Here is a 13,245-nt window from a genome sequence, read left to right on the forward strand (position 1 = left end):
CCGGTGTAGAGTTTGTTAGCGGAAAAAGAATAGAGCACGTAGACACAGAACATATTTAGGTAAAAGACTTAAATAAAAAAGCCCCAAAAGTGGGGCTTGTAGCGAGGAGCAGAATCGAACTGCCGACCTCAGGGTTATGAATCCTGCGCTCTAACCATCTGAGCTACCTCGCCAGGTAATGTAATAATGTCAATTTGACGGAGGCTGGGACTGCCGTCCGCCGCGGCGGATATGAATCCTGCGCTCTAACCATCTGAGCTACCTCGCCAGGTAATGTAATAATGTCAATTTGACGGAGGCTGGGACTGCCGTCCGCCGCGGCGGATATGAATCCTGCACTCTAACCATCTGAGCTACCTCGCCAGGTAATGTAATAATGCCAATTTGACGGAGGCTGGGATTTTCGTCCACTGCAGCGTCTGCCTGAAGGTAGTTACGGATATGAATCCTTAGCTCTAAACTTCTGAGCGTCTTTTCCAAATCGGAATGCAAATATGAAGGCTTGCTAGATGAATTGCAAACAAAAAAGAGTAAAAATTGTCTTTTTTAATAATTAAAAAGAAATGGTTATGGTTAAGAATAAATTTGTAGCTGATTATCAAATCAATACTTCAAGGAAAATTTTATTTCCTTATTTAAGTACTGCAAGTGGACTTGCAGAATGGTTTGCTGATGATGTTTCCATCAACGAAGATAAGAATTTCATTTTCAATTATGATGGAGAAGAACACCATGCCAAAGTTGTTGCATTAAGGAGTAATTATCATGTGAAATTTGACTTTTTTGACCCAAAAAATCCAGATGAGTCCGATCATTCTTACATTGAGTTTAAAATTGAAGAAAATGAATTGACACAGACCCTCTTTTTAAAAGTGATTGATTATAGCAATTCATATGATGATGAAGAGCAGGAATCCATATGGGAGAACCTTGTCAGCCAATTGAAGGAGATAATTGGAGGTTAAAGTTGCTTTTTTTGAAGGAAAATTGAATATTATTACCAACTTTGCCGTTACAGATTTTGGAAGGGCACAGTAGCGAATGAAAAAACTGGATAAGCTAATTTTAGGTTCTTTTATAGGGCCTTTCTTTTTGACCTTTGTAGTGGTAGACTTTATTCTACTCACTGTAAATATGCTCAAATATTTCGACGAAATATTCGGGAAAGGTTTGGGATTTATGATCTATATGGAACTTATATCCTATTTTGTCATCAGTATTTCCCCTATGGCATTCCCTCTGGCTGTTTTATTATCATCGCTGATGACCTTTGGTAATTTGGGTGAGCACTTCGAACTAACAGCTATAAAGGCAAGTGGAATTTCTTTGTTGAGGGCTTTGCGTCCAATTGGAATATTTGTTGTAATACTTACATTTTTTGCATATTTGTCTAATAATTACCTTGTACCTAAAGTCAATCTTAAGACATTTAGTCTTTTATACGACATCAGAATGAAATCACCTTCTTTAGATATAAAGGAAGGAGTTTTTTATGCGGGAATCCCAAATTACAGTATTAAAGTCAATAGAAAATTGGATGATGTAAGGTTAAAAGATATCATCATATATGACCATTCATCTGGTCAGGGCAATATCAATGTAATCTTGGCGGACTCTGGCAGAATGGAGTCTTTTTTTAATGACCGGTACATGAGGCTTACTTTGTACAATGGTGTGAATTATAAAGAATCAAGAGCATCAAGAGGAATCAGTGAAAAACCTGTTGACTTCAGCAGGACTAATTTTTCCGAAAATGAAATGATCTTCAATTTGGAATCTTTCCAGATGAACAGGACGCCGGAAGACTTATGGTCTACCAATAGGTCTATCATGAATATTGCAAAATTGAGACAAGGATTGGATTCCATTGCAGGAGAAATTAATAGCATTGTATACTACAACTACTTGACTACAGAATCTTCGTACAGTTATTTTGGAAGAAACAATAAAATGACGCCACCCGTCGATATCGTGGAGCGAAAGGAATATTATGATTCCATAAGGGTGCTTAGGGCTAAATCCAGGGAATCCAGGCAAAGCTCGCAAAAGGAAGAAGGTTCTGGAAAGATCCAAGCAAGCTCGGAGAATATGGATTCATTATTTTTCGATAGGGACAGTTCCACTGTTTTACTTTCGGACAGCACTGAGAACCTTCTTTTGGATTCACTTCAAATTGAACCTATTCTGGAAAAAAAGGGCGTTACGCCAACCTCAACTAGCCGTAGGAATGTAACTACATTGAGCAAAGAGAATGATACCAATAGCCAACGATTGGCCGAGGATACAGTTGGTAATGTACCGAAGCCTGCTTCTGGAAAAAGTATAATCACTGAATTTACACCAGAGATGCGAGCAAATATGGACTCTATCATTGAAAAGGGTAATTACAGAAGTAGATCTGCCACTGTTGCGATGAACAATGCCCGTACCCTGAAAAATAATTTTAGTAGTAAATTGACCCAAATCAATAATTTAGAAAGAGAGTTCAGGAGGTTTCAGATCGCTTGGTATCAAAAATACACCACAGCAGTGGCTTGTATTGCCATGTTTTTAATAGGAGCACCATTGGGGGCCATTATCAAAAAAGGTGGATTGGGAATGCCGGTACTTGTATCCATCATCTTCTTTATCATTTATTATATGTTGACTATTACTGGAGAGAAATGGGCAAAAGAAGGTATTACGGATCCACTTTTGGGAACTTGGTTTTCAATTTTGGTTCTTCTTCCTTTCGGTTTGTTTTTTCTAAAACAGGCGCGGAAAGATGCCCGCTTATTTGAGGTGGATTATTACACAGAGTTGTTCAAAAAACTGAGGCTGTTTTTCAGAAGAATGCTTGTCAAAACCAATTGAGGGCTTTTAAAATCAAAAGAAAGGTATTACCTTTGCAATTGTTTTAAAACAAATTAATTTAACTAGACATGTATTTAACCTCAGAGAAAAAAGCGGAGTTGTTCAAAAATCATGGCAGGTTAAAAGCTGAAACTGATACCGGATCACCGGAATCGCAGATTGCGTTGTTTACGTACAGGATCAAGCATTTGACTGAGCACTTGAAAATTAACAAAAAAGACCATACATCAAGATTGAGTTTGATGAAGATGGTTGGAAAAAGAAGAAGACTGTTGGACTATTTGGTCAAAAATGATATCGAAAGGTACAGATCTATAATCGCAGAACTTGGATTACGTAAATAATTACATTCTAATGTAAGGTTCTCATGGTGAGAACCTTACTTTTTTATTTCCCCCTGATATTAAGCCTTACTTTTAAACCTTTACTACATTATTTCTTAACAAAATTCTATGTTACCTAATTTGATTACCAAGTCCATCCAGTTAGCGGATGGAAGAGAAATTACAATTGAGACCGGTGCTTTAGCAAAACAGGCAGACGGATCTGTTGTAGTAAGAATGGGAAAGGCTATGCTTTTAGCAACAGTAGTTTCCAAGCCAGAGGCGCAGGAAGGGGTGGATTTTCTACCTATGTCTGTTGATTACCAAGAGAAATTTGCTGCATCAGGAAAGATTCCAGGTGGATTTTTGAAAAGAGAAGGTAGACTTTCAGACTACGAAATTCTCATCAGCCGAATTGTTGATAGGGCTATCCGACCCATTTTTCCAGATGATTACCATGCAGATACGCAGATCAATATTACTTTGATGTCCGCTGATGAAGATGTGCTTCCTGATTGTTTGGCAGGTTTGGCAGCATCAGCTGCATTGGCGGTATCTGATATTCCCTTCAATGGACCGATTTCTGAAGTGCGTGTGGCTAAGATTAATGGAGAACTTAAAATCAACCCAAGCCCTAAAGAGCTTGAAAGTGCAATTTTAGAGTTTATTGTCGCCGGTTCCAATGATTATATATTGATGGTAGAAGGAGAAGCAGATGAGATTTCGGAAGACGAAATGGTCGAAGCCCTTCAATATGCCCATGAAGAGATCAAAAAGCACTGTTTGGTTCAAATGGAGTTGACAAAGGCAGTAGGGAAAGAAGAAAAGCGGGTTTACAATCACGAAAAGTCCGATCCAGCCCTGTTTGAAAAAATGCATGCAGAACTTTATGGAAAGTGTTATGATGTAGTTAGCAAGCAAATTTCAAATAAATCTGAGAGGTCTGAAATGATCAAGGCCATCAAGGAAGGCTTTATTGAAAGTTTAGGAGAAGAGCATGAGTTTGAAGCATCACTTATTGGTCCTTATTTCAGCAAAATCCATAAAGAAGCAGCCAGGAATCTTACTTTGAATGAAAAGAAGAGATTGGATGGTAGAAAACTAGATGAAATCCGGCCAATATGGTCCGTTGTTGACTATTTACCCTCAGCACATGGGTCTGCCATCTTCACAAGAGGAGAAACCCAATCGATCACTACCTGTACTTTGGGAACCAAATTGGATGAACAAATGGTAGATGGTGCCATGATTTCAGGTTACAACAAATTTTTCCTACATTATAATTTTCCTGGGTTTTCAACCGGAGAAGTGAAGATTAACCGAGGGCCTGGCCGTAGGGAGGTAGGGCATGGTAATCTTGCCATGCGGGCATTGAAAAAAGTAATGCCAAAAGACGATGATAATCCATACACCATTCGAATAGTTTCTGACATATTAGAATCCAATGGCTCATCATCCATGGCTACGGTTTGTGCGGGTTCTTTAGCACTCATGGACGCAGGTGTTCCAATCAAATCCCCAGTAACGGGAATTGCAATGGGCATGATATCAGATGCAAAGACAGGGAATTATTCCATATTATCTGATATCTTAGGAGATGAGGACCACTTAGGAGACATGGACTTTAAAGTCACAGGTACTGAAAAAGGAATTACGGCATGTCAAATGGACCTTAAAGTTGAAGGATTGGATTATAATGTGTTGAAAGAAGCACTTTATCAAGCCAAAAATGGAAGGTTGCATATCCTTGAAGAGATCAGTAAAACGCTGGACAAGTCCAGAGAGGATTTAAAACCCCATGCACCAAGATCCTTCAATATGAGTATTCCTAAGGAATTGATCGGTGCCGTGATAGGCCCCGGCGGTAAGGTCATTCAGGAAATCCAAAAAGATACAGGAGCTACCATTGTGATTGAAGAAAAAGATAACATGGGGAAAATCAATATTTTTTCCAATGACGAGACATCAATGAATGGTGCTATTTCAAGGATCAAAGGCATTGTGGCTCAACCTGAAATTGGGGAAACCTATACTGGAAAAGTGAAAAATATCATGCCCTTTGGAGCCTTCATTGAATTTATGCCGGGTAAAGATGGTTTGTTACATATCTCCGAAATTAAATGGGAGAGACTTGAAAATATGGAAGGCGTATTGGAGCCTGGAGAAGAGATCATGGTTAAATTGATTGATGTCGATAAAAAAACGGGTAAATTCAAACTTTCTAGAAAGGTCTTATTGCCAAAACCCGAAAAAACAGATAAAAAAGATTAAGTTTTATAAGTAATTGATTACTTTGAACTTTATTCGAAAGTTTTTCTGTTATTAAATAGTGTCTTAACTGAAAATTAATATTCCCGAATGAGGCAACTAAAAATTAGCAAACAGATTACCAACAGAGAGAGTCAATCTCTGGACAAGTACCTTCAGGAAATTGGAAAAGTGGATTTGCTCACAGCAGATGAGGAAGTCGTCCTGGCTAAAAGGATCCGTGAAGGAGACCAATTGGCATTAGAAAAACTCACCAAAGCCAACCTGAGGTTTGTTGTTTCTGTTGCCAAGCAATACCAAAACCAGGGATTATCTCTTGGAGATCTTATCAATGAAGGAAATCTGGGACTCATCAAAGCTGCGCAGCGCTTTGATGAAACCAGGGGTTTCAAGTTCATTTCATATGCAGTTTGGTGGATAAGACAGTCCATTCTTCAGGCTTTAGCCGAGCAGTCCAGGATTGTTCGTCTGCCATTGAATAGGGTAGGTTCTTTGAATAAAATCAGTAAAACCTTCAGTGAGTTAGAACAGAAGTTTGAAAGAGAGCCTTCACCTGAAGAACTGGCAGAGGTATTGGAAGTGACAGCAGGGGAGGTAGTGGACACCATGAAAATCTCCGGACGTCATGTCTCTATGGATGCTCCGTTCGTTCAGGGTGAGGAAAATAGCTTATTGGACGTTCTTGAAAATGACGGTGATGAGAAGCCTGACGATGGCTTGATGACTGATTCATTGAGAAAAGAGGTTCAAAGAGCACTTTCTACGCTCACTTCAAGAGAAGCTGACGTGATTACGCTTTATTTTGGATTAAATGGAGAGCAAGCAATGACTTTAGAGGAGATTGGTGAAAAGTTTAACCTCACCAGGGAAAGGGTAAGACAGATAAAAGAAAAGGCAATAAGGAGATTAAGGCATACTTCAAGAAGCAAAACGCTAAAACCCTATTTGGGTTAATGATACCAAACTGTGTTTTAGATTACATAAAAAAGGGGATTTTTCCCCTTTTTTTGTAGCCTATAAGCTAAACTGATTCATTTACGGATTGGAGTTTTTGTAATTTTAAACTTTTGATTCCGTATTAGGGAATTTTAACAAGTTTAATCTTTGTTGTCTTATCGATTTTAACAAAATTTGCTAACATTAAAATTAATTGAAATGTCTTCTGAAATAGAAAAAACAAAGGTTTTAATAATTGGTTCAGGACCAGCAGGTTACACTGCAGCTATATATGCTGCAAGGGCAGGGTTAAACCCTGTTCTGTACACCGGAGGTCAACCAGGCGGACAATTGACCATAACCACTGATGTTGAAAATTACCCTGGATATCCCGATGGAATTATGGGACCTGAGATGATGGAGGATTTTAGGAAACAGGCAGAAAGGTTTGGAACACAGGTCCGATATGGAATGGTCACCAAAGTTGATTTTTCTTCCCGGCCATATACCGTAACTGTGGACGAACAAAAAGAAATTATTGCAGAAACAGTTATAATTTCAACAGGTGCTTCTGCGAAATGGCTAGGGATCGAAAGTGAAGAAAGATTAAATGGAAAGGGAGTTTCCGCATGTGCAGTATGTGATGGGTTTTTCTTTAGAGGCCAGGATGTAGCTATTGTAGGTGCAGGAGATACAGCATGTGAAGAAGCTTCTTACCTTGCAAATATCTGTTCTAAGGTATACATGCTTGTAAGAAGAGAAGAAATGAGGGCTTCGCAGATTATGCAGAAAAGGGTGATGAATAACCCTAAAATAGAAATACTTTGGAATACCGAAACAGATGAAATTCTAGGGGTTGATGAGGTAAATGGAGTCAGAGTTTACAATAACAAAACAGGAGAAAAAAGAGAATTAAAAGTCAGCGGTTTTTTCGTGGCGATTGGACATGAGCCCAATACCTCCATTTTCAAAGAAACAATTGATATGGATGAAAATGGTTATATTAAAACTATTCCTGGATCAACCAAAACAAATATTGAGGGTGTATTCGCTTGTGGTGATGCCCAAGATCATATTTACAGACAGGCAGTAACTGCTGCAGGTACGGGTTGTATGGCTGCCTTGGATGCGGAAAGGTATTTGGCTGCCGTGGAATTGGTTTAATGTATTCGAATGAGGTTGAGATATTTTATACTCTTATCTATAATATTTTCGTACATGGGCTTATATCAGGCCCATGCACAAACTTTTCCTAAAATCATTAAAAAACCAAGGCAGGTAAAAGGTACAGACACACCTGCCAATAACCCTCTTTTGCGGGATATTCGTCTTTTTGATTCTCAAAAATACCTTCAGGATGTAGTAAGGGAAACCGACTCCTTATTGTATAAAGATTATGTGAATCTTAAAAAAAGATTAAGCATAGTTTCTGAAGACACAATTTCCCTCATTTGGGCACCTACCAATCAGTTGGTTCAGGTGTCCGAACAGATACTAATAGACAGCATTTGGGTTACAGCTTTTGAGTATTTCTCTTCTTGGGACAGTAAAAAAATCAATATTTATGATTTTAATCCAAAAGATTTTAAGGATACTGTTTACGTTAAATTGTATGATAATTTTTTTGGAACTGATTGGAAACTTCCATTGGACCAGACCCAGATAACTTCTGAATTTGGGTTCAGAAGGTACCGCTGGCACCACGGCACAGATTTAAGATTGAGGACAGGAGATCCTGTTTACAGCACATTTGATGGTATTGTTAGAATTAGGTCCTATGATAGGAATGGCTATGGATACTATGTGGTTGTGCGTCATAAAAATGGTTTGGAAACACTTTATGGTCACCTTTCTAAATTGCTCGTTGATGTTGGTCAGGAAGTAAAAGCGGGGGATATCCTTGGACTTGGAGGGAGTACAGGAAGAAGTACAGGACCTCATTTACATTTTGAAGTCAGGTACCAGGGATTGTCCATTAATCCTACCGATATGTTTGATTTTAATGTAGGCAAATTGAGGTCTGATATTTATATGATAACTTCAGCCAGTTTTGAACATGTTGTTAAAGCTCAGGAGGCAGTTTATCATAGAGTTAGAAGTGGAGAAAACTTAAGTATTATAGCCAGGAGGTACGGAGTTAGAATCAGTACGATAACACGCTTAAATGGCATTTCAACCAATTCAGTTTTGAGGGTTGGACAACGCTTAAGAATAAGATAAATAAATATGAAACTTGATATTTTAGTAATTGCAGCGCATCCTGATGATGCAGAATTGGCTTGTTCCGGAACCATAGCAGCTCATGTTGCCAAAGGGTATAAAGTTGGAATATTGGACCTTACCCGAGGAGAAATGGGAACAAGGGGAACCCCTGAATTAAGGCTTAATGAGTCTGAAGTATCTGCAAGGATTTTAAATCTTGCAGTCAGAGAGAACCTTGGTTTCAAGGATATTTTTTTCAAAAATGACGATTCCCACAAAATGGAAGTCATAAAAATCATTAGAAAATACCAGCCTGAAATTGTATTGGCTAACGCGGTCACTGATAGACATCCAGATCATGGAAAGGGAAGTTCTTTGGCTTCGGATGCTTGCTTTATGAGTGGATTAAGAAAAATTGAAACCTTTAAGAATGGTGTGGCTCAGGAGGCTTGGAGACCAAAATTTGTCTATCATTATATTCAAAATAATTATATCAAACCAGATTTCGTTGTTGATATAACGGGTTATTGGGAGCAAAAAATAGCCAGTATAAAGGCCTTTAAATCTCAATTTTATGATCCGGAAAATAAAGAACCTGAGAGTTTTATTTCATCTGAGGGTTTTTTAGATTTTTTAGAGGCAAGGGCCAAGGAATTGGGACACAGCATTATGGTTAAATATGGTGAAGGCTTTACCATAGAGCGAATGATTGGAGTAGAAGATCTATTCTCTATTAAATAACAAACTCAATAGGATTTTTTAATCATGGGGCTAGTCTGGAAATTTCCCATTTGCCTGTACTTTCAAGCCTGTACAAAATTCTATCGTGAAGTCGGCTTGGCCTTCCTTGCCAAAATTCTAGTTCACTTGGGTTTACTCTATAGCCACCCCAGTGTTCTGGCCTTGTAATGGAATTGGGATTGAATTTTTTTTGCAAATCGGCTTCCTTTTCTGTTAAAATTTCCCTTGCTGTAATGGTTTCACTTTGAGGAGAAACCCAGGCTCCGATCTGACTGCTATATGGTCTGGAAAAGAAATAATCATCTGACTCTTTGGGACTAACTTTTTCGACTTTTCCTGAAATACGGATCTGTCTTTCCAACTCTGCCCAATAAAAAGTCAAGGCTACATATGGGTTATCTTTTAATTCTTTTCCTTTGGTGCTATTATAATTGGTAAAAAAAACAAAGCCAGAGTCAATCCCCTTTAGAAGTACTACCCTAGAATTGGGTCGGCCATTATTTTGTACCGTTGCCAGGTTCATTGCATTGATTTCGAGTACTTTTGCTTCCAAGGCTTCATTAAACCATAAGCGAAATTGATCCATTGGAGAAGGCTTTACATCTGATACATCAAGGGACTTCAACGAATAATCTATTCGGATATCTGATATTTTCATGTTTTAATCTTTTTGGTATAAAATTATCATACTTATTGTATTTAAAAAATTTAGATATAAATTAAAAGCACAAGAATTGTTTGGATATGAATGATGATAAAAACAAATCCGTATCAGCTGGGAGTTTATTGATTTCTGAGCCTTTTTTACAAGATGAGAACTTTGTCCGCTCTGTTGTATTGGTATGCGAAAACAATGAAAATGGATCTTTTGGGTTGGTTTTGAATAAGTTATCTATTTTAAAGTTAAACGAATTGATTGATAATATCAGTTCTCTACAGTGCGATGTGTATGTCGGAGGACCTGTTGAACAAAACACGCTTCATTTCATATACAGAGGTAGTAAATTGCTTGATGCTAGTATTCAGCTTGCAGATGACTTATGGTGGGGAGGAGAATTCGATGAACTTTTGGAATACTTAAAGATCGGCAAAATAGATGAAAAAGAAATCCGCTTTTTTATTGGGTATTCAGGATGGGCTACGGGTCAATTGGACAGTGAATTGGAAGAAAACACTTGGATAGTAACCAATAGAATAGATACCGAAAGTATTTTTACTGCTTCTCCGGATGAATTGTGGAGAATTATTTTGAAAAATATGGGAGGAGAATACCAGCAGTTGGCAAATTATCCAATTGACCCAAGATTAAATTAAATTCTATTTATTACTTTTGTTAGGTAAGCGATTAAATAGTACAGGAAAATTATGGACAAGGATAAGGAAATGTCTGAAGAAGACAAGGTGACCCAAACTGAGAATGAATCTTTAGTGGAAGGTAAGGTTGAAACAACTGAAGAGAATGAATTGGTTGAAGAAGATGAATCTTCCAATGAAGAAGAAGAGTCAGAAGAAGTAGATTATTCCAACTTTTCAAAAAAAGAACTGGTAACTGCATTGAAAGAATTGTCAGCGTCTGGGAAATTTTTAAAAATTGACAGTACCGTAGCAGAGATCAAAAATCATTTTGATGAAATTTTCAGCAAGGAAAAAGAGGCTGCACTTCAAGAGTTCATAAATAACGGGGGGAATGCGGATGATTTTCAATACAGGACCACTGATGAAGACAAAACATTTTTTGCACAGTACAATGATTTTCGGGAGAGAAAATCCCAATTTCTAAAGGAGCAGGAAAAGCAGAAAGAAAAAAATCTGCTGGCTAAGAATCAAATCTTGGATAAATTGAGGGAATTGGTAGATGGAGAGGAAACCACACACAGTATCAATACCATCAAACAGATTCAGGAGGAGTGGAGAAGTATAGGTGCTGTACCTTCTTCTCAGAATAGAAGTCTATGGGCTTCCTATAATGCCTTAATGGACAGGTTTTACGACAATAGAAGTATTTACTTTGAGTTGAAAGAACTTGATAGGAAAAAGAATCTTGAACAAAAATTGGATATTGTAGAAAGAGCAGAAGCTCTTAATGCAGTTGAAGACTTAAAAGAGGCTATCAAATCCCTCAATGAACTTCATGAAGAATTTAAACATATAGGCCCTGTTCCAAGAGAAGAGCAAGAGCCATTATGGCAAAAATTTAAGGCTGCCTCTGATGCTATATATGATAAAAGAAAGGAATTTTATGAGGGGCAAAAAGAGGTTTTAAAAGAAAACCTAGAAAAGAAAGAATCTTTGATAGGGAAACTGGATGAATTTAAGGATTTCTCTGCATCCAGAATAAAAGAATGGAATATCAAGACCAAAGAAGTATTAGAGATCCAGAAAGCATGGGAAGCCTCGGGACCTGTGCCTAGAGAATTTGGTAAAGATGTCAATAAAAGGTTTTGGGGCTTTTTCAAACAGTTTTTTCATAACAAAAACCTCTTTTTCAAAGAGCTTGATGAAATTCGTTTGCAAAATAAAAATAAAGCGGAGGAACTTATATCGAAAGCAGAAGAATTGATGAACAATACGGATTGGCAGGAGACGGCCAACAAACTCATCAATTTGCAACAAGAGTGGAAAAAAATAGGACCTACGCCTGAAAAAGTAAGGGACGATCTTTATAAAAGATTTAAATCAGCCTGTGATACTTTTTTTGAAAACAGGAGAAATTCAAATAAACAGATAAATAAAGAGTTTGAAGAAAATCTTAAGGAAAAAGAATCTGTTTGTAAAGAAATACTTAATGAAGCGGCAGGGGAGTCTCTAAGTGAAGAAAAGTTGGAAACGCTTATTGGCAAATTCAATACCATTGGGTTTGTGCCTAGAAAAAACATGAAGGAAATACAAGCCAAATTCAATGAGGCAGTTGATACGTATGTCAAAAAACTGGGAATTGAAGGGGGAAATAAGGAAGAGTTTTTATTTAGGCTTAATCTCAACAAAATCCAGGCGGATCCAAATAGCAATAGAGTTCTAAATAAAAAAGAACATGGTATTCGCAAACAGATTGGAGATCTTGAGAATAACATAACATTATGGAAAAATAACCTCGAGTTTTTTGCCTCTTCAAAAACCGCTGACAAACTCAAAGATCAATTTGACGAGAAAATTCAGAAGGCAGAGAGAGAAATTGAGAAATTAAAGAAAAAACTTTCGATACTTAGAGAATTTTAATACACTCATAAATAAGGGGATAGTAAATATCCCTTTATTTTTTTTCTAAAACCTTTTGCGCGAACAATCTAACCATCTATATTTGCACCACGTTTTCAGTCAAAGGGCTGGATGTTAAAAATAAGCCTCCTTAGCTCAGCTGGTAGAGCAACTGACTTGTAATCAGTAGGTCGCTGGTTCGATCCCGGCAGGGGGCTCTGTTTTTGCACAGATTTCAGTAATATCTTTCCCGAGCTCAGGAAAGTTGATTCACTGTTTTGAATATAAGAATCATGAGTGGTAGTTCAGCTGGTTAGCATGCCTGTCCCGAGTCCTCGGGAAGGTCGTTTGTCCGAGTTGAAAAGTAATTAGGAGTGGTAGTTCAGCTGGTTAGAATGCCTGCCTGTCACGCAGGAGGTCGCGGGTTCGAGTCCCGTCCATTCCGCTTGTTTTATATCTATAAAGATAGATACTAAGTACTTAATTATGCACAAAAATCTCTTTAAGTAATAATATTTTTAAATTATGCTTAAAATATCAGGAGTGGTAGTTCAGCTGGTTAGAATGCCTGCCTGTCACGCAGGAGGTCGCGGGTTCGAGTCCCGTCCATTCCGCGAAACCTCAGTTAAAAGCTGGGGTTTTTTTGTTTATGAAATATTATGTATATATCATAGAATCCCTGGTAGACGGTACTTTTTACATCGGTGTATCTTCAGATCCGGAGAAA

Annotated in this window: 11 protein-coding genes and 4 tRNA genes; 13 read left to right on the plus strand and 2 right to left on the minus strand. The window is 37.8% G+C overall.

Annotated elements, in window-relative coordinates:
- Window positions 1–99 precede the first annotated feature (99 nt).
- Window positions 100–173, minus strand: a tRNA-Met gene (locus tag QZT73_RS09940).
- A gap of 396 nt (window positions 174–569) precedes the next feature.
- Between QZT73_RS09940 and QZT73_RS09945 the strand changes: the two genes are divergently transcribed.
- The 8 genes from QZT73_RS09945 to bshB1 all read left to right on the plus strand — a co-directional run bounded on the left by QZT73_RS09945 (window position 570) and on the right by bshB1 (window position 9,323).
- Window positions 570–965, plus strand: coding sequence for an START-like domain-containing protein (locus QZT73_RS09945; protein ID WP_291782887.1), 396 nt, complete (start codon window positions 570–572; stop codon window positions 963–965).
- Between the two features lie 76 nt (window positions 966–1,041).
- The gene (locus QZT73_RS09950; RefSeq protein ID WP_291782885.1) at window positions 1,042–2,853 is read left to right on the plus strand and encodes an LptF/LptG family permease; all 1,812 of its coding nucleotides are present in this window, start codon (window positions 1,042–1,044) and stop codon (window positions 2,851–2,853) included.
- A gap of 68 nt (window positions 2,854–2,921) precedes the next feature.
- The gene (gene rpsO / locus QZT73_RS09955) at window positions 2,922–3,197 is read left to right on the plus strand and encodes a 30S ribosomal protein S15 (protein ID WP_291787911.1); all 276 of its coding nucleotides are present in this window, start codon (window positions 2,922–2,924) and stop codon (window positions 3,195–3,197) included.
- A gap of 108 nt (window positions 3,198–3,305) precedes the next feature.
- Entirely contained in the window at window positions 3,306–5,447 is a 2,142-nt protein-coding gene (pnp, locus tag QZT73_RS09960) for a polyribonucleotide nucleotidyltransferase (RefSeq protein ID WP_291787912.1), read from the plus strand.
- Between the two features lie 87 nt (window positions 5,448–5,534).
- Window positions 5,535–6,398, plus strand: a complete 864-nt coding sequence (locus tag QZT73_RS09965) for a sigma-70 family RNA polymerase sigma factor (RefSeq protein WP_009185926.1) — start codon at window positions 5,535–5,537, stop codon at window positions 6,396–6,398.
- Between the two features lie 201 nt (window positions 6,399–6,599).
- Complete coding sequence (gene trxB, locus QZT73_RS09970) at window positions 6,600–7,544, plus strand: thioredoxin-disulfide reductase (RefSeq protein ID WP_291778689.1); 945 nt, start codon at window positions 6,600–6,602, stop codon at window positions 7,542–7,544.
- A 9-nt stretch (window positions 7,545–7,553) separates the two neighbouring features.
- Window positions 7,554–8,600, plus strand: a complete 1,047-nt coding sequence (locus tag QZT73_RS09975; RefSeq protein ID WP_291778687.1) for a M23 family metallopeptidase — start codon at window positions 7,554–7,556, stop codon at window positions 8,598–8,600.
- 6 nt (window positions 8,601–8,606) lie between these two features.
- The gene (gene bshB1, locus QZT73_RS09980) at window positions 8,607–9,323 is read left to right on the plus strand and encodes a bacillithiol biosynthesis deacetylase BshB1 (RefSeq protein WP_291778684.1); all 717 of its coding nucleotides are present in this window, start codon (window positions 8,607–8,609) and stop codon (window positions 9,321–9,323) included.
- Between the two features lie 22 nt (window positions 9,324–9,345).
- Here the strand turns inward: bshB1 and pdxH are convergent, their stop codons facing one another.
- On the minus strand, window positions 9,346–9,981 hold the full coding sequence (pdxH, locus tag QZT73_RS09985) for a pyridoxamine 5'-phosphate oxidase (protein WP_291787914.1): 636 nt from the start codon (window positions 9,979–9,981) through the stop codon (window positions 9,346–9,348).
- An 86-nt stretch (window positions 9,982–10,067) separates the two neighbouring features.
- Between pdxH and QZT73_RS09990 the strand changes: the two genes are divergently transcribed.
- From QZT73_RS09990 to QZT73_RS10010, 5 genes are all read left to right on the plus strand, one after another.
- Window positions 10,068–10,637, plus strand: coding sequence for a YqgE/AlgH family protein (locus tag QZT73_RS09990; protein ID WP_291784071.1), 570 nt, complete (start codon window positions 10,068–10,070; stop codon window positions 10,635–10,637).
- A gap of 51 nt (window positions 10,638–10,688) precedes the next feature.
- Complete coding sequence (locus QZT73_RS09995) at window positions 10,689–12,539, plus strand: DUF349 domain-containing protein (protein WP_291787916.1); 1,851 nt, start codon at window positions 10,689–10,691, stop codon at window positions 12,537–12,539.
- Window positions 12,540–12,663: 124 nt separating this feature from the next.
- A tRNA-Thr gene (locus tag QZT73_RS10000) sits at window positions 12,664–12,736 on the plus strand.
- Window positions 12,737–12,889: 153 nt separating this feature from the next.
- Window positions 12,890–12,963: transfer RNA gene (locus tag QZT73_RS10005), tRNA-Asp, on the plus strand.
- 95 nt (window positions 12,964–13,058) lie between these two features.
- Window positions 13,059–13,132, plus strand: a tRNA-Asp gene (locus tag QZT73_RS10010).
- Window positions 13,133–13,245 lie beyond the last annotated feature (113 nt).

The sequence above is a fragment of the Cecembia sp. genome, from assembly GCF_007126775.1.
Lineage (GTDB): Bacteria > Bacteroidota > Bacteroidia > Cytophagales > Cyclobacteriaceae > Cecembia.

Bases quoted from the DNA above. Each gene is read 5' to 3' on its own strand.
- QZT73_RS09945 (WP_291782887.1), top strand. From the start codon at position 570: ATGGTTAAGAATAAATTTGTAGCTGATTATCAAATCAATACTTCAAGG.
- QZT73_RS09950 (WP_291782885.1), top strand. From the start codon at position 1,042: ATGAAAAAACTGGATAAGCTAATTTTAGGTTCTTTTATAGGGCCTTTC.
- rpsO (WP_291787911.1), top strand. From the start codon at position 2,922: ATGTATTTAACCTCAGAGAAAAAAGCGGAGTTGTTCAAAAATCATGGC.
- pnp (WP_291787912.1), top strand. From the start codon at position 3,306: ATGTTACCTAATTTGATTACCAAGTCCATCCAGTTAGCGGATGGAAGA.
- QZT73_RS09965 (WP_009185926.1), top strand. From the start codon at position 5,535: ATGAGGCAACTAAAAATTAGCAAACAGATTACCAACAGAGAGAGTCAA.
- trxB (WP_291778689.1), top strand. From the start codon at position 6,600: ATGTCTTCTGAAATAGAAAAAACAAAGGTTTTAATAATTGGTTCAGGA.
- QZT73_RS09975 (WP_291778687.1), top strand. From the start codon at position 7,554: ATGAGGTTGAGATATTTTATACTCTTATCTATAATATTTTCGTACATG.
- bshB1 (WP_291778684.1), top strand. From the start codon at position 8,607: ATGAAACTTGATATTTTAGTAATTGCAGCGCATCCTGATGATGCAGAA.
- pdxH (WP_291787914.1), bottom strand. From the start codon at position 9,981: ATGAAAATATCAGATATCCGAATAGATTATTCGTTGAAGTCCCTTGAT.
- QZT73_RS09990 (WP_291784071.1), top strand. From the start codon at position 10,068: ATGAATGATGATAAAAACAAATCCGTATCAGCTGGGAGTTTATTGATT.
- QZT73_RS09995 (WP_291787916.1), top strand. From the start codon at position 10,689: ATGGACAAGGATAAGGAAATGTCTGAAGAAGACAAGGTGACCCAAACT.